This is a genomic window from Massilia oculi, assembly GCF_017582745.1.
GTDB classification, from domain to species: domain Bacteria; phylum Pseudomonadota; class Gammaproteobacteria; order Burkholderiales; family Burkholderiaceae_D; genus Telluria; species Telluria oculi_A.
Genome location: NZ_JAFVIM010000022.1, coordinates 90,581 through 112,290 on the forward strand (window position 1 = coordinate 90,581; position 21,710 = coordinate 112,290).

Annotated in this window: 24 protein-coding genes and 1 pseudogene; 16 read left to right on the top strand and 9 right to left on the bottom strand. The window is 65.9% G+C overall.

Features of this window, described 5'->3' with window-relative positions:
* Positions 1–101: 101 nt before the first annotated feature.
* The 7 genes from J3U95_RS21990 to J3U95_RS22020 all read left to right on the top strand — a co-directional run bounded on the left by J3U95_RS21990 (position 102) and on the right by J3U95_RS22020 (position 5,250).
* On the top strand, positions 102–716 hold the full coding sequence (locus tag J3U95_RS21990) for a class I SAM-dependent methyltransferase (protein WP_208280781.1): 615 nt from the start codon (positions 102–104) through the stop codon (positions 714–716).
* A gap of 52 nt (positions 717–768) precedes the next feature.
* Entirely contained in the window at positions 769–1,647 is an 879-nt protein-coding gene (locus J3U95_RS21995) for a putative selenate ABC transporter substrate-binding protein (RefSeq protein WP_208280782.1), read from the top strand.
* A gap of 19 nt (positions 1,648–1,666) precedes the next feature.
* Positions 1,667–2,482 carry a phosphonate ABC transporter ATP-binding protein gene (locus tag J3U95_RS22000; protein WP_208280783.1) on the top strand — a complete coding sequence of 272 codons (816 nt, stop codon included), beginning with the start codon at positions 1,667–1,669 and terminating at the stop codon, positions 2,480–2,482.
* Complete coding sequence (locus tag J3U95_RS22005) at positions 2,482–3,312, top strand: PhnE/PtxC family ABC transporter permease (protein WP_208280784.1); 831 nt, start codon at positions 2,482–2,484, stop codon at positions 3,310–3,312. The genes J3U95_RS22000 and J3U95_RS22005 overlap by 1 nt, the downstream gene beginning before the upstream one ends.
* Positions 3,309–4,112 (top strand): phosphonate ABC transporter, permease protein PhnE, encoded by an 804-nt coding sequence (gene phnE / locus J3U95_RS22010; protein WP_208280785.1) that lies wholly within the window; start codon positions 3,309–3,311, stop codon positions 4,110–4,112. The genes J3U95_RS22005 and phnE overlap by 4 nt, the downstream gene beginning before the upstream one ends.
* A gap of 15 nt (positions 4,113–4,127) precedes the next feature.
* Entirely contained in the window at positions 4,128–4,784 is a 657-nt protein-coding gene (locus tag J3U95_RS22015) for an ABC transporter ATP-binding protein (protein ID WP_208280786.1), read from the top strand.
* Between the two features lie 175 nt (positions 4,785–4,959).
* Positions 4,960–5,250, top strand: coding sequence for a hypothetical protein (locus J3U95_RS22020; RefSeq protein WP_005669661.1), 291 nt, complete (start codon positions 4,960–4,962; stop codon positions 5,248–5,250).
* Between the two features lie 7 nt (positions 5,251–5,257).
* Here J3U95_RS22020 and J3U95_RS22025 read toward each other — a convergent pair whose 3' ends face one another.
* The gene (locus J3U95_RS22025; RefSeq protein WP_208280787.1) at positions 5,258–5,752 is read right to left on the bottom strand and encodes a hypothetical protein; all 495 of its coding nucleotides are present in this window, start codon (positions 5,750–5,752) and stop codon (positions 5,258–5,260) included.
* A gap of 275 nt (positions 5,753–6,027) precedes the next feature.
* On the opposite strand from J3U95_RS22025, the gene J3U95_RS22030 reads away from it, so the two are divergent.
* Positions 6,028–7,122 carry an AI-2E family transporter gene (locus J3U95_RS22030; RefSeq protein WP_229520017.1) on the top strand — a complete coding sequence of 365 codons (1,095 nt, stop codon included), beginning with the start codon at positions 6,028–6,030 and terminating at the stop codon, positions 7,120–7,122.
* On the opposite strand, the gene J3U95_RS22035 is transcribed toward J3U95_RS22030, so the two are convergent.
* The 4 genes from J3U95_RS22035 to J3U95_RS22050 form a co-directional block, all read right to left on the bottom strand.
* Positions 7,096–8,082, bottom strand: coding sequence for a Ppx/GppA phosphatase family protein (locus J3U95_RS22035; protein WP_208280788.1), 987 nt, complete (start codon positions 8,080–8,082; stop codon positions 7,096–7,098). The genes J3U95_RS22030 and J3U95_RS22035 overlap by 27 nt on opposite strands.
* An 89-nt stretch (positions 8,083–8,171) precedes the next feature.
* A complete protein-coding gene (locus tag J3U95_RS22040) occupies positions 8,172–9,356 on the bottom strand; it encodes a GGDEF domain-containing protein (RefSeq protein WP_229520018.1) in 1,185 nt (394 codons plus the stop codon).
* Positions 9,346–9,621 carry a hypothetical protein gene (locus J3U95_RS22045; protein WP_208280789.1) on the bottom strand — a complete coding sequence of 92 codons (276 nt, stop codon included), beginning with the start codon at positions 9,619–9,621 and terminating at the stop codon, positions 9,346–9,348. Before J3U95_RS22045 ends, J3U95_RS22040 begins: the two co-directional genes overlap by 11 nt.
* 103 nt (positions 9,622–9,724) lie before the next feature.
* Entirely contained in the window at positions 9,725–10,348 is a 624-nt protein-coding gene (locus tag J3U95_RS22050; RefSeq protein WP_208280790.1) for an exopolysaccharide biosynthesis protein, read from the bottom strand.
* A gap of 221 nt (positions 10,349–10,569) precedes the next feature.
* Between J3U95_RS22050 and J3U95_RS22055 the strand changes: the two genes are divergently transcribed.
* Positions 10,570–11,190, top strand: coding sequence for a PEP-CTERM sorting domain-containing protein (locus J3U95_RS22055; protein ID WP_208280791.1), 621 nt, complete (start codon positions 10,570–10,572; stop codon positions 11,188–11,190).
* On the opposite strand, the gene J3U95_RS22060 is transcribed toward J3U95_RS22055, so the two are convergent.
* On the bottom strand, positions 11,187–12,173 hold the full coding sequence (locus tag J3U95_RS22060; RefSeq protein WP_208280792.1) for a tripartite tricarboxylate transporter substrate binding protein: 987 nt from the start codon (positions 12,171–12,173) through the stop codon (positions 11,187–11,189). The genes J3U95_RS22055 and J3U95_RS22060 overlap by 4 nt on opposite strands.
* 23 nt (positions 12,174–12,196) lie before the next feature.
* Positions 12,197–13,258, bottom strand: coding sequence for a porin (locus J3U95_RS22065; protein WP_208280793.1), 1,062 nt, complete (start codon positions 13,256–13,258; stop codon positions 12,197–12,199).
* Between the two features lie 123 nt (positions 13,259–13,381).
* On the opposite strand from J3U95_RS22065, the gene J3U95_RS22070 reads away from it, so the two are divergent.
* The 7 genes and pseudogenes from J3U95_RS22070 to J3U95_RS28885 form a co-directional block, all read left to right on the top strand.
* Positions 13,382–14,068, top strand: coding sequence for a response regulator (locus J3U95_RS22070; protein ID WP_208280794.1), 687 nt, complete (start codon positions 13,382–13,384; stop codon positions 14,066–14,068).
* 4 nt (positions 14,069–14,072) lie between these two features.
* Positions 14,073–15,500 carry a sensor histidine kinase gene (locus J3U95_RS22075; protein ID WP_208280795.1) on the top strand — a complete coding sequence of 476 codons (1,428 nt, stop codon included), beginning with the start codon at positions 14,073–14,075 and terminating at the stop codon, positions 15,498–15,500.
* Positions 15,501–15,638: 138 nt separating this feature from the next.
* Positions 15,639–17,171 carry a CitMHS family transporter gene (locus tag J3U95_RS22080; RefSeq protein WP_208280796.1) on the top strand — a complete coding sequence of 511 codons (1,533 nt, stop codon included), beginning with the start codon at positions 15,639–15,641 and terminating at the stop codon, positions 17,169–17,171.
* 187 nt (positions 17,172–17,358) lie between these two features.
* On the top strand, positions 17,359–18,858 hold the full coding sequence (locus J3U95_RS22085) for a glycosyltransferase family 39 protein (protein WP_208280797.1): 1,500 nt from the start codon (positions 17,359–17,361) through the stop codon (positions 18,856–18,858).
* Entirely contained in the window at positions 18,859–19,788 is a 930-nt protein-coding gene (locus tag J3U95_RS22090) for a glycosyltransferase family 2 protein (RefSeq protein WP_208280798.1), read from the top strand.
* Positions 19,781–20,647 carry a lysylphosphatidylglycerol synthase transmembrane domain-containing protein gene (locus J3U95_RS22095; RefSeq protein ID WP_370662100.1) on the top strand — a complete coding sequence of 289 codons (867 nt, stop codon included), beginning with the start codon at positions 19,781–19,783 and terminating at the stop codon, positions 20,645–20,647. The genes J3U95_RS22090 and J3U95_RS22095 overlap by 8 nt, the downstream gene beginning before the upstream one ends.
* Positions 20,648–20,836: 189 nt before the next feature.
* Positions 20,837–20,950: pseudogene (locus J3U95_RS28885) on the top strand (IS1595 family transposase); the annotation flags it as partial.
* Between the two features lie 40 nt (positions 20,951–20,990).
* On the opposite strand, the gene J3U95_RS22100 reads toward J3U95_RS28885, so the two are convergent.
* Positions 20,991–21,209, bottom strand: coding sequence for a hypothetical protein (locus tag J3U95_RS22100; protein ID WP_208280800.1), 219 nt, complete (start codon positions 21,207–21,209; stop codon positions 20,991–20,993).
* An 82-nt stretch (positions 21,210–21,291) separates the two neighbouring features.
* Entirely contained in the window at positions 21,292–21,516 is a 225-nt protein-coding gene (locus J3U95_RS22105) for a hypothetical protein (protein WP_208280801.1), read from the bottom strand.
* Positions 21,517–21,710 lie beyond the last annotated feature (194 nt).

Sequence of the window (21,710 nt, forward strand, 5' to 3'; positions counted from 1 at the left end):
CGTTGCTGTTTTTGCCATCATAGCGGATTCCCCCGAATCGCCGGCGCGCGGCAATTCAAGCGTGCAGGGCCGACTGCCCTGCGATCTTTCTAAAGTGGAATATGGACCAGCGACTTCATTGGGAGACCGTGTACCGCACCAAGGCGCCGGATGCGGTGAGCTGGTACGCCCCGCACCTGGACACCTCGCTCGCCCTGATCGAGCGCAGCGCCGGCGCGCCCTCGGCGGCGATCATCGACGTCGGCGGCGGCGAAGCGACGCTGGTGGACGACCTGCTGGCGCGCGGCTACACGGATGTATCCGTGCTGGACATCTCGGCCGAGGCGATCCGCGTCGCCCGCGAGCGCCTGGGCGCCCAGGCCGACCGGGCCCGCTGGCTGGTGGGAGACATCACGCAGGCCGAGCTGCCGGAACGGCGCTACGACGTCTGGCACGACCGCGCCGTGTTCCACTTCCTGCTCGAACCCGCGCAGCGGGCCGCCTACGTACGCCAGGTGGCGCGCGCCATGCGTCCGGGCGGCAGCGTGATCGTCGCCACCTTCGGCCCCGAAGGCCCCACAAAATGCAGCGGCCTGGACATCGTGCGCTATGACGCCGACGGCTTGCACGACCAATTCGGCCCGGCCTTCCGCCTGGTCGAAAGCCGCACCGAACTGCACCGGACACCGTTCGGCACGACCCAGCAATTCGTCTATTGTTTTTGCCGGGTGGAATGATCGGCATTTATAATTCGTATTCCATCCCGATTAACCATCAATAAAAACCACCATGACCATGTCCATTCGCCGTCACATCCTGAAAACCCTGTGCGCAGCTGTTGCTGGCACGATGCTGATCGCAGGCTCGGCTGCAGCCCAGAGCAATGGCGTGCTGCGCGTCTCGGCAATCCCCGACGAATCGCCGACCGAGCTGCAGCGCAAGTTCAAGCCGCTGGGCGAATACCTGGCCAAGGCCACCGGCCTGAAGGTCGAGTTCACCCCGGTGACCGACTACGCCGCCTCGGTCGAAGGCCTGATCAACCGCAAGATCGACATGGTCTGGTTCGGCGGCTTCACCTTCGTGCAAGCCAATGTGCGCAGCAAGGGCCAGGTAACCCCGCTGGTGCAGCGCGAGGAAGACGAGAAATTCCGCTCGGTCTTCATCACTACCGTGCCAGGCATCACCAAGCTGGAAGACCTGAAGGGCAAGACCCTGGCCTTCGGTTCGGAATCGTCGACCTCGGGCCACCTGATGCCGCGCTCGTTCCTGCTGCAAGCCAAGATCAACCCGGACACCGACCTGAAGCGCATCGCCTTCTCGGGCGCGCATGACGCCACCGTGGCGGCCGTGGCCGGCGGCAAGGTCGATGCCGGCGCGCTGAACATCTCCGTCTGGGAAAAGCTGGTCGAGAGCAAGAAGGTCGATCCGAAACAGGTGCGCGTGTTCTACACCACCCCGGGCTACTTCGACTACAACTGGACCGTGCGTACCGACATGGATCCGGCGCTCAAGAAAAAGATCACCGACGCCTTCCTGGCGCTGGACGGCTCGACCGCCGAAGGCAAGCAGATCCTCGACCTGCAGCGCGCGACGAAGTTCGTGCCGACCAAGACCGCCAACTATGGCGCGATCGAAGCCGCCGCACGCAATGCGGGCCTGCTGAAGTAATATCGGAAGGCGATTCACCATGGCGACCTACCGCCTGCGCGGCCTGACCGTGCGCCACCTGGCCGGCAGCCGCGCGCCGGCCCTGCACGCGCTCGACCTCACGATTCGCGCCGGCGAGCAGGTCGCCCTGATCGGTCCTTCCGGGGCCGGCAAGACCACCCTGCTGTCCACCCTTGCCTGCGCCCACCGGCCCGCCGAGGGCACGCTCGAGATCTTCGGCCAGGATCCCTGGCAGTTGAGCGGCGCCGAGCGCCACCACCTGCGTGCGCGCCTGTTCCTGGCGCCGCAGGCGCCGCCGCTGCCGGCGCGCCAGCGCGTGGTGACGGCGGTGCTGGCCGCGCGCCTGCCGCACTGGTCGCTGTGGCAGGCCCTGGCCTCGCTGGTGCGCCCGCAGGATCCCGCCGCCGCCCACGCCGCGCTGGCGCGCTTTTCGCTGGGCGACAAGCTGTATGCGCGGGTCGACCGCCTGTCGGGCGGCGAACGCCAGCGCTGCGGCCTGGCGCGCCTGCTGCTCTCCAACGCCGAGGCGCTGCTGGTCGACGAGCCGATCTCGGCGCTCGACCCGGCGCTGGCGCGCCACACCCTGGCCACCTTGCGCCAGGAAGCGCAGGGGCGCAATGCCACCCTGGTGTGCAGCCTGCACCAGGTCGACCTGGCGCGCGAGCAGTTCGCTCGCCTGGTCGGCCTGCGCGACGGCCGCATCGTGTTCGATGCGCCGCGCGAAGAGGTCAGCGACGCCATGATCGCCGAGCTGTACGCCAATGAGGCGGTCGAGCCGGCGCCCGCCACCCTGCACGAGACACCCGGCCAGATCGCCGTCGGCGCCTGCTTCTGATGAGCGCCGCTGCAGTTCTTCACCGCGATCCCGCGTGGCGCCCGCGCGTCACCTGGGCCGCGATCTTCGTCGTCCTGCTGTACCCGCTGCTGGCGGGCGCCGAATTCAAGCCCTGGCTGCTGTTCGATGCGCAAAGCCTGCGCGCGGCCGGGATGTTCCTTTCCGATTTCCTGGTCCCGGCGCACGACCCAGAATTCCTGGCCATGGTGCTGCGCGAGACCTGGCAGACGGTGGCGATCGCCACCGCCGGCCTCACGCTGGCCCTGCTGGTGGCGATTCCCGCCACCTTCGTCATCACCGAGCGCCTGTCGATCTCGCGCCTGGGCACCGGCCGCGTGCATCCGTTCGCGGCGCTCGTGCGCCAGGCCCTGCGCTGGATCCTGATGGTCCTGCGTTCGGTGCCCGAACTCGTGTGGGCGCTGCTGTTCGTGCGCATCGTCGGCCTGGGGCCGACCGCCGGCGTGCTGGCGATCGCCCTGTCGTACAGCGGCATGCTGGCCAAGGTATATGCCGAGATCCTCGAGTCGAGCGACGCCCATGCCACCGACGTCCTGCTCGCCAATGGCGCCGGCCGCCTGCCGGCGCTGCTGTACGGCGCCCTCCCCGACTCGAGCGCCGAACTGGTGTCGTATACGGTCTATCGCTGGGAGTGCGCGATCCGCGGCTCGGCCGTGATGGGCTTCGTCGGCGCCGGCGGCCTGGGCCAGCGCCTGGACGAATCGACCAAGATGATGGCCGGCGGCGAAGTCGCCACCATGCTGATCGTGTTCGTGCTGCTGGTGGCGGCGGCCGACCTGGTCTCGAAGATGCTGCGCCGGAGGCTGGGATGAAGCAATCCACGCAGTTGCAAGCGCCGCCGGCGCCGCCGCGCGACCTCAGGACCTGGCTGATCCTGCTTGGTCTCTTGGCCCTGGTCGTGGCTAGCTTCGCCTCGCTGCCGCTGCAGTGGAGCGCCTTCTTCACCGCCGAGGCGATCGATTCGGCGCGCGAATTCCTGGCCGGCTTTGCGCCGCCGGAGACCGGCACGCCCTTCCTGGTCAACACGCTGGGCGCGCTGTGGGAGACGCTGGCCATGTCGGCCATCGGCACCCTGCTCGCCGCCATCGTCGGCCTGCCGCTGGCGCTGGCCGGCGCCGGACGCCTGGGCCGCGTGGCGCGGCTTGCGACGCGCCTGGTGCTCAATGTGCTGCGCTCGATTCCCGAGCTGGTGTGGGCCGCGGTGCTGCTGGTGCTGGCCGGCCTGGGCCCCATGGCCGGCACCATGGCGCTGGCCGCGCACACGGCCGGGGTGCTGGGGCGGCTGTTCGCCGACGCCCTGGAAAACGTCGAGCCGCATGCCGAGCAGACCCTGCGCACCAACGGCGCGCGGCCCCTGGCGGCCTTCCTGTACGCTACGCTGCCCCAGGCGCTGCCGCAGATGCTGTCGTACACGCTGTACCGCTGGGAGAACAATATTCGCGCGGCGGCGGTGCTGGGCGTGGTCGGCGCCGGCGGCCTGGGCCAGATGCTGAAGTACCACCTGTCGCTGTTCCAGATGCCCAGCGCGGCCACCGTGGTGATCGCGATGCTGGTGCTGGTGGCCCTGGTCGATGCGGCCAGCTACCTGCTCCGGCGCGCCCTCACTCGCTAGATCCATATCCTCCGCATGCTCGAACTCGACCAGCTCACCAAATCCTACGGCGGCCGCACGGTGCTAGCGCAGCTGTCGCATGTGTTCGAGCGCGGTGAGTTCGTGGCGATCATGGGCGAATCGGGCGTCGGCAAATCCACCCTGCTCAACCTCATCGCGGGGCTCGACACGCCCGACGCCGGCCAGGTGATCGTGGACGGCGCGCCGATGTCCAGCCTCGACGACGACGCCGCCACCCGCCTGCGGCGCACCCGCATGGGTTTCATCTTCCAGGCCTTCCACGTGCTGCCGCACCTGACCCTGCGCCAGAACGTGGCGCTGCCGCTGCTGCTCACCAAAACGCCGGCGCGGGCCGCGGCGGATCGCGTGGCCGCGATGCTGGAAGCGGTCGGACTACGCGGCCGGGGCGACGATTTCCCGCGCCAGCTCTCGGGCGGCGAACTGCAGCGGGTGGCGATCGCGCGCGCCCTCGTGCACCGTCCGGCCCTGCTGCTGGCGGACGAGCCAACCGGCAACCTCGATCCCGAAACGGCCGACGTCATCCTCCAGCTGTTGCGCCACGAGACCCGCGCCCACGGCGCCGGGGCCATCATGGTCACCCACTCCCACGCCGCGGCCGCCATGGCCGACAAGGTGCTGCTGCTCACGCATTCCGGGCTGAAATTAGCATAAGTTCCTGGAAGAAACGCACAATTGCGGCATTTTTAGTTAAATTTCGCGAATCGTGCGCAACATAATCGTAGTAATATCACAACGACCCGCCGCAACAAGCGATTACAACAGGCCGGGCTATTTTTCCAGAACGGTCGATCTGTCTTGAATCATGTTTTCATATTGGAGAATCGACATGAGCGTACGACAGAAAAAACAGGAAATGCTCGAGGCGATGCATCGAGCGCGGGCGCTTGAGCCCTCGAGTTTCGTGCCCAACAAACTGCTCGACACCCTGATCGAGCGCCTGCAGCTGAAGAACGACGCGGAGCTGTGCCGCGTGCTCGAAGTGCAGCCGCCGATCATCAGCAAGATCCGCCACCGCAAGCTCAATGTCGGCGCCACGATCCTGCTGCGCATGCACGAAAAATCGAATATCCCGATCCGCGAACTCAAGGAATTGACGAGCGCGTCGGCGATCCACTAGCGCGTGTTCACGCCTGTGCGGGCGGACGCCCGGTCTTGAGCTGGGGCAGCGCCGCCAGCACGCCCTGCAGGGTGGCCACGTCGAGCTGGCCCAACAGGGCCACACCGATGCGCAGCAACTCGCTCTTCTTGACGTCGATGCCGGCCCGCAGGCAGGCCTGCTTGACTTCGAGCAGCACCGCGTATTCCCCCTCGGGCATGGTGAAGCTGTCGCGCACCAGCACCGGACGCGCATCCTGGACGGGAGCGCGTTCCACGGCCTTCGCCGCCGGCTTGGCGACGGCCTTCCTGGCCGGCGGAGTCGCGAGCGCCCTGGCGGCCGACCTGACCGCCGTCTTGAGTCCGCCCTTCGCCGTCGCGGCCTTGGTGGCCGGCTTGGCTGCAGGCTTGCTTGCGGCCTTCGCCACCGTCCTGGCCGCCGGTTTTGGACTGGCGCTCTTCGCCCTGGGGCGCTGCGCGCGCGTTGCTGCTGGTTCGGGCGCGGTCGCCGGCTTGCGTGGCATGGTGCTGCTCCATCGTTGCGAGGGCAAATAGTATAAACGATTTAGCCGCTTCCCGCAGGATGTCGTACATACCGCGCGCTTGCTGCCGCCGGCGCCGATCGGTGTCACAATACTATCTTCATAGTGGCGGCTTTCTGTTTTTCGGAAGTATTCATTCTGTAAACTCCGCTTTTATGGGAATGCATCCTGTATTATTCTTTCGAGCGGACAACTCTGCTGTAAACTCTGCACGACGTAGAAACTATTGAGGAAAACGTGATTCAATCCGGGCCAGTATGCGCAACAAAGCTCATTTGATCCTGCCGGTGCTGTTCGCCATCGCCCTGGCCTTCCTGTTGCAACATTTTATTGGCTCGATCGCCTGGGCCGGCCTGCTGGCGGTGATCACCTGGCCGTTGCACCAGCGCCTGCTGCGGCGCGGTTGGGCGCCGCTGGCCAGCGCCAGCTTCATGCTGCTGCTCCTGATCGTCAGCTTCGTCGGGCCGTCGGTGCTGCTGTTCCACACCCTCACCTACGAGCTCGCGAGCCTGCAGCGCATGCTCATCAGCTTCAACCAGACCGGGGTGCCGGTGCCAAGCTGGCTGGCCAACCTGCCGCTGGTGGCCGAACCCGCCGTCAAGTGGTGGCTCGAACACCTCGCCGTGCCGGGCGGACTCAACGCGCTGGTGCGCACCACGGTGGGCGACTTCATGCCGCACCTGACCGATACCGCGCGCGTCTGGGGCTCCACGATCCTGGCCAACGCCCTGTACCTGTTCCTCACCCTGCTCACGCTGTTCGTGCTGTACGTGCACGGCAACAGCGTCATGCACTACATCGACCGCGCCGGCGCGCGCCTGCTGCCCGACCAGTACACCAAGCTGCGCCGCGTGCTGCCGCTGTCGGTGCGCGGCACCGCGCTGGGACTCGGATCGATCGCGATCCTGGAAGGCATCGTGCTGGGCGTGGCCTACTGGGTCGCCGGCGCGCCGGCCCCGGTGCTGCTGGGCGTGATCACCGGCTACCTGGCCCTGATCCCGGGCGGCGCGCCGCTGTCGTTCACGATGGTCTCGCTGCTGCTGTTCGGCCAGGGCCACTCGGCCGAGGCGCTGGGCCTGTTCACCTGGGGCGCGGTCGAGCTGTTCCTGGTCGATAAATTCATCCGCCCGAAACTGATCGGGCAGCGCGTCAACCTGCCCTTCCTGGCGGTGCTGTTCGGCCTGCTGGGCGGCGTCTCGACGCTGGGCGTGATCGGCCTGTTCGTCGGTCCGCTGATGATGGCGATCCTGTTCGGCTGGCTGCGCGACGAGCCGCCGGGCACGGCGCTGCTGACGGTGCCGCCGCCGCAGGCGCCGGCCGAAACGTCAGACGACGCCGGGCGGATGCGCTAGCGAGTCGACCAGCGCGGCGGCGTGCACCGCCGCCGCCCTATGATGTAAATCCCATAGAGCGCCCACGCGCAGGCCGGCCTGCACCGCGACCAGCTCGGCGATGTCGAGTTCTTCCATCAGGCCGATCAAGATCGCCAGCCCGCCCGGCAGGTGCGAGGCGCGCTCGGCCGCCGGATAGGCCTGCCGCACGCCGGCCACGTGGCCGATCCCGATGAAATCCGCGCGCAGGCGTTCGAGGCCGGCGCGACGCAAGACCCCTTCCTCGCCGTGCAGCTGCGCGATCTCGGCCAGCGCGCGCACCGTGCCGCAGGCGCCATACGCCTGCTGCCAGCGCTGCGCGCCCAGCCTGGCCTCGGCGAAGCGGCTGCGGCTCGAGCGCACCGCGGCGTCGAAGCCGGCGGCGTCCAGGCGCCCATCGGCGAAGAAGGTCAGGCTCTGGCGCACGGCGCCGACGGCGAACGATTCGATGCGCCGGATCGTGGCGCCCTGCCCCAGCACCAGCTCGGTCGAGCCGCTGCCGATGTCGACCACCAGCCGTGTTGCAGTGTCCTGTGCGCCGAGCGAAGCCGCCACGCCCAGGTAGACCAGGCGGCCGGCTTCGTCGCCCGCGATGAGTTCGATCGGCCGGCCCAGCGCCTTGCCGGCCGCGGGCAGGAACAGCGCCGCATTGCGCGCCATGCGCAGGGCCGAGGTGGCCACCACGCGCACCGCCTGCGGGCGCCAGGCATCGAGCGCGTCGCGGAAGGCATCGAGGCAGTCCAGCGCGCGCCGCATGGCGGCCGTGCACAGCATGCCGTCCTCGTCGAGCGTCGCGGCCAGCCGGACCGGCTCGGCCATGGTAGCGACCAGGCGCAGCACGCCGTCCTCGACATGCCCGACGTGCAGGCGGAAACTGTCCGAGCCCAGCTCGACGGCGGCGTAGACAGGTGATTCGATTGATTCGATAGGTGCGGCTTGCATGGCATGTCCTTTGAACAGGCCGCAGGATAAGCCGTGCCCATGACATGCGCGTGACGGCGCGGAGCGAACTCTCTTTTAAGCGAGACCGCTCAAACCTCGGCCAGCGTCTCGCTGGCCAGCGCCACCCGGTTGCGTCCCGCTGCCCTAGCCTGCTGCAAAGCCTCGTCAGCGCGCTGGAACAGGGTCGTGGTGCTGTCCTCGGGGCGGATGGTGGTGACCCCGAAGCTGGCGGTCAGCTTGATCATCGCGCGCTCGCCCTTGAACGGGGTCGACTCGATCGCGGCGCGGATGCGCTCGGCAACCAGCGCAGCCTCGGTAAGGTTGGTGCGCGGCAGCAGGAGCGCGAACTCCACGCCGACCACGCGCCCCAGCTGGTCGCTGTCGCGCAGCTGGCGCCGGCACAGCTCGACCATCTGGCGCAGCACGACGTCGCCGGCCGGGTGGCCGTAGCTGTCGTTGACGCGCTTGAAGCCGTCCGGATCGAATACCACCAGCGCGGTGGGCTGGCCCGGACGGCGCGCCAGCGCCATCCATGGCGCCAGCAGCTGGAAGAAGCCGCGCCGGTTCGGCGCATCGGTCAGCGGATCGATCACCTCGGCGCGCTCGAGCGCGTCCTGCAGGCGTTCGCGGGTCAGGAGCAGCACGCCAAAGGCATTGCCGAGCATCAGCAGGTAGAGGGCGCCGCTGGACAGCTGGCCCAGCAGCTCGCTCGTCAGCCAGCCCCAGCCTCCCGGAAGCAGCAGCACCGACAGGCCGCGCGAGGCCACCACCAGGGCCAGCGCCATGCTGGACAGCGCCAGGAAGCGCTGCAGCAGGCTGACGTCGCGCCAGCGCCAGGCGAGGGCCAGCGCGCCCGAAAAATAAAAGCCACCCAGCAGCAGCGAAGCCGCCACGGCGCGCAGGGCTTCCTCGTCGATCAGGTAGCACAGGAAGAAAGCGAGGATCGCGAGGCCGCCGACGATCATGGTCGGGGTGCGCCAGCCGCGCCGCCGCGCCGCCTCCCACGAGGCGCCGCCTTCGACGGCCACGCCGGCGAACAGCAAGGCATAGCCGCCCGGCACCGCGATCGGGGCCGGCACCACGCCGGCGTCGCCCAGGGCCAGCAGCAGCCAGGCGCTGCCCTGGATCTGTTTCGACAGGCTCCACAGCACCAGCGCCGGCGAGCGGGTCGGTCCGTGGTTGAAGAAGGTCAGCAGCGCGCACAGGGCCAGGTTGCCCAATGCCAGTACCAGGACCATGGTCGACGCGTCCAGCATCATTGTGTCAGTACTCATGTTCGACGTTCAGGGTGCCGTCGCCGACCTTGCTGGCCCAGGCGCGGGTGAAGTAGTCCCGCTCCGCTTCGAGGGGCGGTTCGTGCCAGAACACGATCAGGGTGCCCTTGTGATCGTGCAGCTGGGTGACTTTATCGACGAAACCGCCATCGCCCACCCCATCCGCCAGCGCTGCGGCGTAGCCATACACGCGCTGCAGCCGCTCCAGGCGGTCCGGCTCGGCCACGGCATTGGTCGCGGTCATGGTGGGATGGTCCAGGAACATGGGCTCTCCGTCGAAGCGGCCAGCTTATCAGAAGAAGATGCTTTGCAACAAGCCAACTCTTCCGCCTCGACGTTGCTCCTGGACATCAAAGAGTGTGCCAGGTTCAGCCGGCGAAGCGGTTGAACACCTCGCGGATGGCCAGGCCGCCGCCGCCGATCAGGACAGCGAAATACAGGATCGTCACGACATTGCTGACGTGGCCCAGCAGGATGCACAGGCCGTCGCGCTGCAGCAGGCCGATGGCCAGGAACAGGATGGCCACCGCCGGGAAGGTATTGCTGAATGGAATTAGGCCGAACGGCATCATCAGCAGCACGGCGCCCAGGATCAGGGCCAGGTTGTTGATGACTGCCACGGTGCCGCCCGCCACCAGCCACTGGATGCGGTTCGGGCGGCTGACGCGCTCGAGCTTTTTCAGCCACGACAAGGCCTTGCGCAGCAGCGGGCGCAGCTTGCGGGTGCCGATGATGCGGTGCTCGATCTTCGACGGAATCCACAGGTTGCGGCCGAACAGGCGGCTGACGCTGATGAGCAGGATGGCGGCGCCGAACACGGTGCTGACCCCGGGGATCGACACCGGGATCAGGAACACCAGCGTCAGCAGGGTCACCAGGATCAGAAGTCCATCGTTGCCGACACGCTGTATCAGTTCGCTGAGGGTGATGCCGGTGCGCGGCAGTGAGCGGACCAGCGCGCGGAGCGTCTGGGAAATCGGGGCACTGTTCATTGCGTTTCTATTCCTGGTGTCAATGACGGAGCGACAGTATACGCGTTACCGGGCGCTGGCACCGCCAGATGCCGGGCAATCGTCATTGTGCACCGCGCCGCGCCGTCACACCGCAGGCGAATCCGCATCCATTTGCGCGGCGCCGACGTTGTTGTCAATACATGTCAAACGCCGGCATTGTGTTTTCTGTATTGCAACTTCCCCAACCCGAAAGGATCGCCATGAAACATGCTTTTGCATTGGTCGCGCTTGCCTCGGCCTTGCTGGTACCCGCCCATGCCGCCGTCGTCCATACCTCGTCCGCCGCCTTCCTGTCGCAGGTGGCGGGCGGCGCCTACACCGAAACCTTCGACACTGCCCTCGCGGATGCGCCGCGCGCGCTGGACTTCGCGCAGGGCGATTACGCCTATACGGCGTTTGCCGGTCGCGGCCTGTATGGGGGCGGTAACTTCCTGAGCACGTCGACTACCCCCAGTTCGCTGACCATCTCGTTCACGGGCGCCGCCGTCACCGCCTTCGGCGCCAATTTCTACAACACCGGTATCGATCTGGCCTTCCGCGCGACCGAGATCATCATCGCGCTCAGCGACGGAACGATCACGCGCTTCACACCCAGCTCGGTCGAGGACAGCTATCGCGGCTTCACCTCGGACGTCGCCATTGCCTCCATCACCCTCAGCAGCATGGGCCGGGAGAATTTCGCCAGCCTCGACAACCTGACGGTGGGCGCCTGGATCGGTGAAACGCCGGGCGAAGTACCCGAGCCGGCCAGCCTGGGCCTGGTCGGCATCGGCCTCGCCGGTCTACTGAGGCTGCGCCGCCGCGCATCGTCGGCCGGTTAGCGTTCGCGCAGCAGCTTGAATTGCCGCGCCTGCCGATGGTGGCCAGCAACCGACTGCTTGATGTAGCGGGTCAACGCGTCGCCGGTAAGCGAGAATGGATACAGGCCGGCCCGGGCCCGCTTTTCGGCGAATTCGGGGCTGGCCTCCATATTGTCGAAAGCCTTCACCCAGCGCCGGTAGTCGGCCTCGCGCACGTCCGGCCCCATCCAGACGCCGCGGATCACGGGCCAGACCACGTCGTAGCCCTGCTCGCGCGCGGTCTTCACATTTGCCAGCGCACCCGGCAGCCGCTGTTCGGACAGCACCGCCAGCACCCTCACCCGGCCGTCGCCGGTGTACAGCAGCGCCTCGGAGGTGTCGCCCGACACCGCCTGCACGTGGTTTTCCTGCATCGCGATGAACTGCTCGCCGCCGCCCTCGAGGGCGACGAAGCGCATCTTGCGCGGATCGATGCCGGCCATCTGCGCCAGAAGCGCCATCTTGATCCAGTCCTGGCTGCCGACCGTGCCGGACATGCCGATCAAGACTTTCTTGGGATCGCGCTTCAGGGCGTTCAGTAAATCGTCGAGCGACTGCCAGGGCGAATCGGCGCGCACCGCGATCATGCCGTAGTCGGCGCCGAAGGCGGCCACCCAGCGCACGTCGTCGACGTCGGCATCGCCGAATTTGCCGAGCGCGAGGTTGAGCACCGATCCGCCGGAAAAAGTGACGAGGGTATTCGCTTCGGCGCGGCGCTGAGACACGATGGTGTGCCAGGCCACGGCGCCGACGCCGCCCGGCAGGTAGCTCAGCTGCAGCTCGGGCGCCCCTGGTTGGCCGTGCAGGGCTTTCTGAGCCAGCTTGCAGGTCAGATCCATGCCGCCGCCGGGCTTGGACGGGATCAGGCATTCGGCACGGGGTTGGGCGGCGGCCGGCTGGCAAGCCAGGGCCGCGGCCAGGCCGAGAATCGCCGGGAAGGTGCGCACGAAGTTCATGGTGTGCATCATAGCGCCAACGTCGGCACTGGTCAGAACCGGTGCTGCATGCCGGCCGTGATGCCGGTCTGGGTCGAACCGAATCCGGGATCGTCACGCGACAGGCCAACCAGCTGGCCGTGATCGGCTTTCGCATGCGCGGCGGACAGGTAGAGCGTGGTCCGCTTGGACAGCGCCAGCATGCCGCGCACCACGAACATCGTCGGGTCGGCGTCTTCGCTGGTCGGCACGTCCTTCGTGTCGACGTGATAGACGGCGCCGGTCAGGGTCACGTTGTCGATCGTGCGCGAGATCCCGCCCCAATACGTGTCGGCGCGCAGGTCGGCGCCCGCCCTGCCCGCCTCGAGCTCGAAGCCGCGCATGCCGGCCGTGTAGCGCCATTTGCCCGTCTGGTAATCCGCCGCCAGGTGGTAGGCGGAGATTTCGTCGCGCGCGGGCACGCCGGCGATGGCGTTGCCATTGATCCGCTCGTAGGCAGCCATCACGCCGAGGCCGCTCTCGCCGAACCAGGAGCCGCCCACCGCCAGCTTGCGGCCCTCAGCAAAGCTGCCCGAGCGCTCGCCCAGGCCGATCGTGGCCCCATAGGTGAAACCGCCGCTCTTGCCGGTGTACTTGACCAGGTTGTCGAACTGGGTCGTCATGCCGTACTTCGACGGCCCGGTGGCGCTGGCACCGGTGGCCCAGGAATAGTTGGGGGCGAAGCCCAGCGGATCGAACTTGATCACCAGTTCATAGGTGGTGGTAAACGAGCGGCCGATGACGAGGCGGCCGAGCGAACCGTCCAGGCCGACCCAGGCCTGGCGCTTGAATACGGGGCCGTCGCTTTCGCCAGTATCCATCAGGATGCCGCCTTCGAGCTGCCAGATCGCCTTCAGGCCGCCACCCAGGTCTTCGCTGCCGCGAAAGCCCCAACGCGAGGTGTTCTTGCCGCCCGAGATCACGCGCACCATATTGCCGCCGTCTTCGGCGGCATGGTTGACGTACTCGACGCCGGCATCGATCAGGCCATAGACCTGCACATTGCTCTGGGCGTGGGCGGAATGGTTCAGGGAAAGCGCTGCCAGGACGGCGAGCGCGAGGGCCGACTGCTTCATGGTGTCTCCGGATTTTGTTATGGTTGTGCTGCTTTATCGCTCGACTATATGCGCGGCCAGCTTTCAGTGAGCTTTCAATTCCCGCCCTTTCCACCGCCCCGGGATTGCGCTTACACTGGCGCGATGAGAATCCTGCTAGTTGAAGACCACGTCGAACTCTCGCACTGGGTGTCGAAGGCGCTGCGCGACGCCCATCTCACCGTCGAATGCGCGAGCACCGGCGCCGATGCCGACGCCCTGCTGCACACCCAGGACTACGCGCTGGTGATCCTGGACCTGACCCTGCCGCGCATGGATGGCCTGGAAGTGCTGCGCCGCCTGCGCGCCCGCGGCGGCGCGCGCGGCGGCACGCCGGTGCTGATCCTGACCGCGCGCGGCGGCCTGGAAGACAAGGTGCAGGGCTTGAACCTGGGCGCCGACGACTATCTGCCCAAGCCGTTCGAGCTGGCCGAACTCGAAGCGCGCGTGAAGGCATTGCTGCGCCGGCGCAGCGGCAACGAGGCGCTGGTGCACCGCTGCGGCCAGCTCGCCTTCGACACCGTCTCGCGCATGTTCTCCTATTGCGGCGAGCCGCTGGCGCTGACGCCGCGCGAGCACGCGGTGCTCGAGGCGCTGATCGCCAAACCGGGCCGTGCGCTGTCGAAGGAAAAGCTGTTCCAGGAAGTGTTCGCCCTGAGCGACGACGCCAATCTCGACGCCATCGAGCTGTACATCCACCGCATCCGCAAGAAGCTCGAGCGCCCGGGTGGCGACGCCGCCATCGTCACCCTGCGCGGCATCGGCTACCTGATGCAGGAAAAAGCCGGTTAAGGACATGGTGCGAGAGTCCAGGCCGCTCGGCAGCCTGCGCCAGCAACTGCTGCGCTGGCTGATCCTGCCGCTGGTGGCGCTGGTCGCGCTCAATGCCGTGTCGCTGTACCGCGACGCGCTGGAAGCGGCCGACGTGGCCTACGACCGCTCCCTGCTGTCGTCCACGCGCGCGCTGGCCGAACGGGTGACGGTCAGGGAAGGCAAGGTGGTCGCCAACGTCCCTTATGTGGCGCTGGACAGTTTCGAGACCGACACCCTGGGCCGCATCTACTACAAGGTCACCGGCCTCGAAGGCGAGACCGTCAGCGGCTACGCCGACCTGCCGCCGGTGCCGGCCGAGGTGCCGCGCAGCGACCTGTATCCGGCCCTGGTGCGCTTCTACCACGCCAGCTACAACGGCGAGCCGGTGCGCATCGCGGCCCTGCTGCAGCCGGTCTACGACGACTCGATGCGCGGCATCGCCCTGATCCAGGTCGGCGAGACGCTCGACGCGAGGAATGCCCTGTCGCGCGACATCCTGCTCAACACCCTGTGGCGCCAGGCCCTGCTGGTGCTGGCGGTGGCGGCGCTGGTGTGGTTCGCGGTGCGCCTGGTGCTGCGCCCCCTGATGCGCCTGAAGAACGAAGTCGAGACGCGCCCGCTATCCGACCTGTCGACCATCGACCAGGCCCTGGTGCACAAGGAAGTGCGGCCGCTGGTGGCGGCCATGAACGGCACCATGGCGCGCATGCAGGACCTGATCGCCAGCCAGCGCCGCTTCATCGCCGACGCCTCGCACCAGCTGCGCACCCCGCTCGCGGTGCTCAAGACCCAGGCCGCCCTGGCCCTGCGCGAAGACGATCCGGCGGCGATGCGCGCCATCGTCGCGTCGATCGCCGGCACCACCGACTCGGCCATCCACCTGGCCAACCGCCTGCTGGTGCTGGCGCGCATCGAGCATGGCGGCGGCGGAGAAGAGGCGCGGCCGGTGGCGCTGGCGCTCGTTGCGCGCCAGGTTGGCCTGGAACTGGCCCTGCCCGCGGTGCAGAAGGACATCGACCTGGCGCTCGAAGCAGAAACCGACGCCGACACCGCGGTCGTCGGCCGGGAACTGCTGCTGCACGAGCTGGTGACGAACCTCGTCGACAACGCGATCCGCTACACGCCGGCGGGCGGCAGCGTGCTGCTGTGGGTTGGGCGGCGCGACGATCGCGTCGTACTGGCGGTGAGCGACAGCGGTCCCGGCATCCATGAAGCGGAGATCGACAAGGTGGTGATGCCCTTCTACCGCGCCCAGGCCACGCTGGAAGCCAATCCCGGCGGCACCGGGCTGGGGCTGGCCATCGTGCGCGACGTCGCCAGCCTGCACGGCGCCACGCTGGCGCTCGGCCGCGGGGACGCCGGCGGACTCAAAGTCGAGGTGATCTTCGACGCGCCGCGCGCTGAAAGCTGATTGAAAGCTTGCGCGGCCTATAGTTGGCGAAAACGGGGGCCTACCCCACAACGACAACGATCGGAGACATCATGAAGCAGCCGGCTTTCGCGCGCGCCGTCCTGGCCACGCCATCCCTTATCCCTTGCGGAGCATGACATGCTGACCATCCTCGCCTATTCGATGGTCGTCGTCTTCATGTTTCTGATCATGACCAAGCGCCTGCCGGCGCTGGTCGCGCTGATCGTCGTGCCGATCGCCTTCGGCCTGATCGGCGGCTTCGGCGCCGGCCTCGGCCCGATGATGCTGGAAGGGATCCGCTCGCTGGCCCCGACCGGCGTCATGCTGATGTTCGCCATCCTGTATTTCGGCGTCATGATCGACGCCGGCCTGTTCGATCCGGTCGTGCGCATCATCCTGAAACTGGTGCAGGGCGACCCGATGAAGATCGTGGTCGGCACCGCGGCGCTCGCGATGTTCATCTCGCTCGATGGCGACGGCGCCACCACCTATATGATCACGGTGTCGGCCATGCTGCCGCTGTACATGCGCCTGGGGATGAGCCGCCTGACAATGGCCTGCGTGATCATGCTGGCCGGCGGCGTCTTCAACATCCTGCCCTGGGGCGGCCCGACGGCGCGCGCCGCCACCGCGCTGGGCGTGGACGTGAGCGATATCTTCGTGCCGATGATCCCGGCGATGGCGGTGACCGCAGTGTGGGTGCTGTTCGTCGCCTATATGCTGGGCATGAAGGAGCGCAAGCGCCTCGGCACCGTGAGCCTGCCGGGCCAGGCCAGGGCCGAGGTCAGGAAAGCGGCGCCGGCGCCCGTCCTGCAGCCGGCATTCCCGGAACTCGCCGTCGCCGGCGGCATGAACGGCACCACAGGCCAATGGAGCGCCGCTCCGGCCGCCGCCGCCCGCGAAGGCAATGTGCACACCTTCTCGGCCGGCCGCATCGAAACGGATGCCGGCGCAATGGGCGGCTCGGGCGGCTCGGGCGGGTCGGGCAGTTCCGGCGGTGGCGACGAGCCGCCGGTCGGCGTGTCCTCGCCCGACACCGCGCGTCCCAAGCTGATCTGGGTGAACTTCCTGTTGACCGTGGCGCTGCTGGTGCTGCTGGTGCTGGGCGCCCTGCCTCTGCCGGTGCTGTTCATGATCTTCTTCGCGATCGCCATCACCGTGAACTATCCGGGCCTGGAAGCGCAAAAGGCGCGCATCGAGGCGCATGCGGCCAATGTGCTGCCGGTGGTGTCGCTGATCTTCGCGGCCGGCATCTTCGTCGGCATCCTGCAGGGCACGAAAATGGTCGACGCCATCGCCCTGAGCGTGATCGCGGCGGTGCCGGACTGGATGGGGCCCTATCTCGCCATCGTCACCGGTCTGCTGAGCATCCCGTTCACCTTCTTCATCTCGAACGACGCCTTTTATTTCGGCGTTGTGCCGGTGCTGGCCAAGGCGGCCGAGGTGTATGGCATCACGGCGGCGGAGATCGGCCGCGCCTCGGTCATCGGCCAGCCGGTCCACCTGCTCAGTCCCCTGGTCGCATCGACTTACCTGCTGGTCGGCATGTGCAAGATCGAATTCGGCGACCACCAGCGCTACACCCTGATCTGGTCGATCTCGGCCTCGCTGGTGATGCTGGTCGCGGCCGTCATCTTCAACGTGGTGCCGCTGATGGGGTCAGGAGCCTGATGTCATTTTCCGAGATGGATGCGATGGCGACTGTGCCGGGCAAGGCGACGGCTTGTGCATCCTCGAACTTCTTCTCAAGCGCCTTCAATCCGGTCGATGTTTGATCGTTCGCGTCCCGTGCCTCGGCGTTCGCTGCTGCAATCGCTTGGAATACTCAATACTGAGCATATGAGCGTCGAGAACGACTATGGCGGAAGGAATCCGGATTGATGCCCGTGATGCAGCACAAGCGATTCGCGGCGAACAAGGCCATCTCCTTGCTGCACTGTTAACCTATTTTGCCGCGCACCTGTTGATCCAGGTGACGGTCGATGGCTCGCTGGAGCGGGACGAGGCCGAGATAGTGTACCTCACGCAGCAACTGCAGCTTGGTTACGGAACCCAGCCGCCGCTGTACGCATGGTTGCAGTGGCTGGCCTTCGCGCTTTTCGGTCTGAACTGCTTTTCGCTGGCACTGCTCAAGGTGCTGATCCTGGTTGCCCTGTACCTCAGTATGTACCGGGCGGCGCGGCCACTGATCGGCGTCCATGGTGCGTCGGCCGCCGCCGCCTCGCTCGTGCTTTTCCCGCAGATAGGCTGGGAATCGCTGCGCGACCTGACCCACTCCGTGCTCCTGACCAGCATCGCCTGCTCCACGCTGTGGTGTTATTTCGCCGTGCTGCGCAAGCCCAGTACAGGGCGCTACGCCTTGTTCGGCCTGCTGGTCGGACTCGGCCTGCAGACGAAATACAACTTCGGCATTTTCTTGACCGGACTGATCTGTGCCAGCCTCCTCGTGCGCGAGCATCGGGACGTCCTCTGGAGCCGCAAAGTCGTGATCGCGGCAGGAGTGGCGTTCCTGGTGTTCCTGCCACATGGCGCGTGGTTGATGCAGAACCTGGACGCCGCGACCGCCGGCACCATGCACAAGCTGGCAGAAGGCACCGGCGAAGACGCCTACCTGAACAACGTTGGCGCTGGGCTGGCGAGCCTGTTCCTGGCAGCCCTGGCATTTGCGGCGCTGCCGGTGCTCGTCTACCTGCTTGCCTTGCGCGGCCTGCACAAGCGGATTGCATTCGATGTCCGCTCGCCGGAAAGTCGCTTTTTCCTCTGCCTGTACGCCAGCTTTCTCGCGGTGCTGATCGCTGTTGTCTTCACGGGCGAGGTCGGGAAGATCAAGGATCGATGGATGATGCCGCTGCTGTTCTCGCTGCCGCTGGCATTGTTTGCCGTCGCGCCCAGATTGTCGCGACAGGCCGCTTTCGAACACCTTCGCCCGGTCGTCGTCGCAGTCGGCCTGCTCGTTCTGATACTGCTGCCGATGCGCACCTGGTTCGGACCGGCGCTTGGCAGGGTCTCCCCTCCGCACCATCCCTATCCGGAACTGGCCTCGGAACTTGTGCGCCGTTTCCCGGCGACGACCACGGTGGTTACCGAAGGAACGCTCATCGCCGGGAATCTCCATTTTGAACAGCCCCGCCTGCGGACCCTGCTGCTGGAGCACGCCATCCGTCGCGAGGAGCGACTTGCCGGGCAGGTTCTGCTGGTCATGGACGAGGGCGCAAAGACTGGCTTGCTTCACCGCTTCCGCCTGGCCTACCCGCAAGCCCAAGTCATGGAGCAGGGCCGGATCGCCCTCGGCTACCGTTTCGGCGGCAAGGGAAGCATGACCTTCGACTATGTCCATCTCACAGTGGAGGACAATTAAATGCTGCTGTCAGTCGTGATTCCGGTAATGAACGAACAGGGCAACATCGCGCCGCTGGTGGATTGCATTGCCGCCGCCCTGTCCGACATCGAGCATGAGGTGATTTTCGTCGACGACGGCTCGCACGACGACACGATCGGTGAAATCGAGCGTGTCGCGCGGCCCAACACCCGGATCCTGGTGTTCAACCGCAATTACGGGCAGACGACAGCGATGGCTGCCGGCATCGATGCAGCGCGCGGCGAATTGATCGTCATGCTCGACGGCGATCTGCAGAACGATCCCTGCGACATACCGCTGATGATGGAAAAATTGGCGTTGGAGAACTGGGACGTGGTTGCCGGCATCCGCGCCAGGCGCAAGGATGGCTTTTTGCTTCGCAAAGTGCCGAGCAAGATCGCGAATTGGCTCATCCGCCACTCGACGGGTGTGTTCATCCGCGACTATGGCTGCACGCTGAAGCTGTTGAAGGCGGACGTCGCCAAGGGCCTGAGCCTGTACGGTGAGCTGCATCGCTACATGCCGGTACTGGCGAGCATGTACGGCGCCCGCATGACCGAGATGGAGGTGCGTCACCACGCGCGACTCGCGGGCGTGTCGAAATATGGCATTGGTCGTACCTTCAGGGTCGCCAGCGATCTGCTGCTGATGCTGTTCCTCAAGAAGTATGGCCAGCGCCCGATGCATTTTTTTGGCGGCGCCGGCCTGTTCCTGTTGTTGCCGGGCTGCCTGGTCAACCTCTGGCTGCTGCTGCAGAAGCTGATGGGCGAATCCATCGGTGGCCGGCCACTGCTGATATTGGGCGTGCTGCTCACGGTGGCCGGCATCCAACTGATCACGACCGGCTTCGTTGCGGACCTGGTGATGCGGACTTATTACGAATCGCAGAAGAAGAAGCCCTATACGATCAAGAAAGAGATCTGTGTGTAGTGGCCGCAAAAAGCTCGCACTGCAGCTCACGATCACTGCGATCCTGACAGGATTGGTATTGCGGCAGATTGACATGACCCAGTACCGCCACCTGTCGCTGACAGGGCCTGTCCTGGCCGGACTGCTGCTTGCCGTCCTGCTGTTCAACCTGTCGAAGATTGCCGGCGCTTTGCGGCTCAACATCTACCAGCGCCACGTTGGAATACGAATTGGCGAGATCGATAACCTGAAGCTGTATTACGCCGGCATGTACCTCAATCTTGCGCTGCCTGGCGGCATCGGCGGCGACGGGTACAAGATACTGGTATTGCGCCGTCGGGGCGCGGCATCGGGAAAAGTGCTGGTCGGGATCACCTTATTCGACCGTTTCAGCGGCCTGCTGGCCCTTCTGCTCCTTGGCTGTGCTTTAGTGCCATTCCTTGGACTCACCTGGCCGAGTCACACGGTTCACGCCTGGGTGACGCTCTGCCTGACGATCGTCGTGGCCCTGGTCCTGTCGCACCGTTGGCTGTTGAAGATGCGGTGGCCCGAAATCTTCTCCGCCTGTTGCGGCGCTCTCGTCGTCCAGACCCTCCAACTTGCATGCATGGCGGCCATCATTGCCGGGTTAGGCGTGCCGCTCGGCCAGTATCCGCATTATCTGGCTGTGTTTCTTGCATCTTCTGTCGCCGCAGTCCTGCCCGTCACCATTGGCGGCCTTGGCATGCGCGAGCTGACGTTTGTTTATGGATTACGCATGCTCGGCCTGGGATCGGAGGTCGGGGTGCTGGCCGCAATCGCGTTCTTTCTGATTACCGCAGGATCGTCGCTGATTGGGGCTGCGTTGCTTCCAAGGAGTTGGGAAACGCTGCGCGCGTAGGTAACATCTCAGACTGCGCCGCGCCGTCGGTCGGCCTACTCGGACTCTTTTTCAATGGCGCTGTCATCGTTAGATATGGATGAGCATTGAACTGCTGAGCTGACTCGCAGTCTAATCCCGGTCGTGGTCGACCGGGAGCGCGCCATGAAAGCGCCGCAGTTTGAGAAGCTGTTCGCCCAGCTGGCGCTGCTGAACCAGCCGCAGCGTCAGCAGGTGCTCGCCGCTCTGCATCCGGCAGCCGGGCTCGACCGGGTGATCGCTCTCATCGGCGAGATCCGGTCAAAGAGGCGGTGTTGTCCTGATTCACTACCACCGTCTCCGTATCTCATCGTTTTCCGTTCGCTCAGCGATGCACGCGGGTGCGTGCGATGTGGGCAACCATGCCAGGACCAGCAGCATCCGCGACAAGGTGCTTGAGGTTGATCTTCAAGTCGTCCGCTTCACGGTAGGCCATCGTCATGTTGTTTCGTTCAAGGTATTCGACAAGTCGGCCAACGTCATGGCCAAGTGCCTTGCGTTCTTTGGTCGGTTGCGGCTCGTCCGGGTCCAACGGGTTCGGCATCCAATAACCGGGCCGTTTGCCCGCTTGCGCATACTAGTTCTGAACGGCTTCAATTTCGGATGATCATTGCATGGCTTTTCCTCTAGCGTAAGCGCGTGAACGAAATCATATCCAGCCAGTCGATGCCTTCCTCACTCGAAATGTGCTCGCCAAATGTTTCGACAAGGCCTTTTTGTTTGAGCGACCGGACTTGCGTGACCTCATCTTGAAACTGGCCGAGAGCCGCGCTGGATTGGCGAGTAGGACTCAAATTGATCGTTTCGCCAATCGCCGCATTCTCGTAAAGCTCTTGCACTGACTTTTTCATTCCCTATCCCTTTCTTCGTGTGCCGACACCGTGCTGGCTTTCTCAATACACCAGGCCCGTCATACGGGCGGTGGGTAATCCCCCCACAGAAAGAGCGCGTTTAGAAGTAGAATTTTCTACTTAAGAACAGAAAGCTCTACATGAAGACGTCCCGTTTTACCGACAGCCAGATCATCGCCATCCTCAAGCAAGCC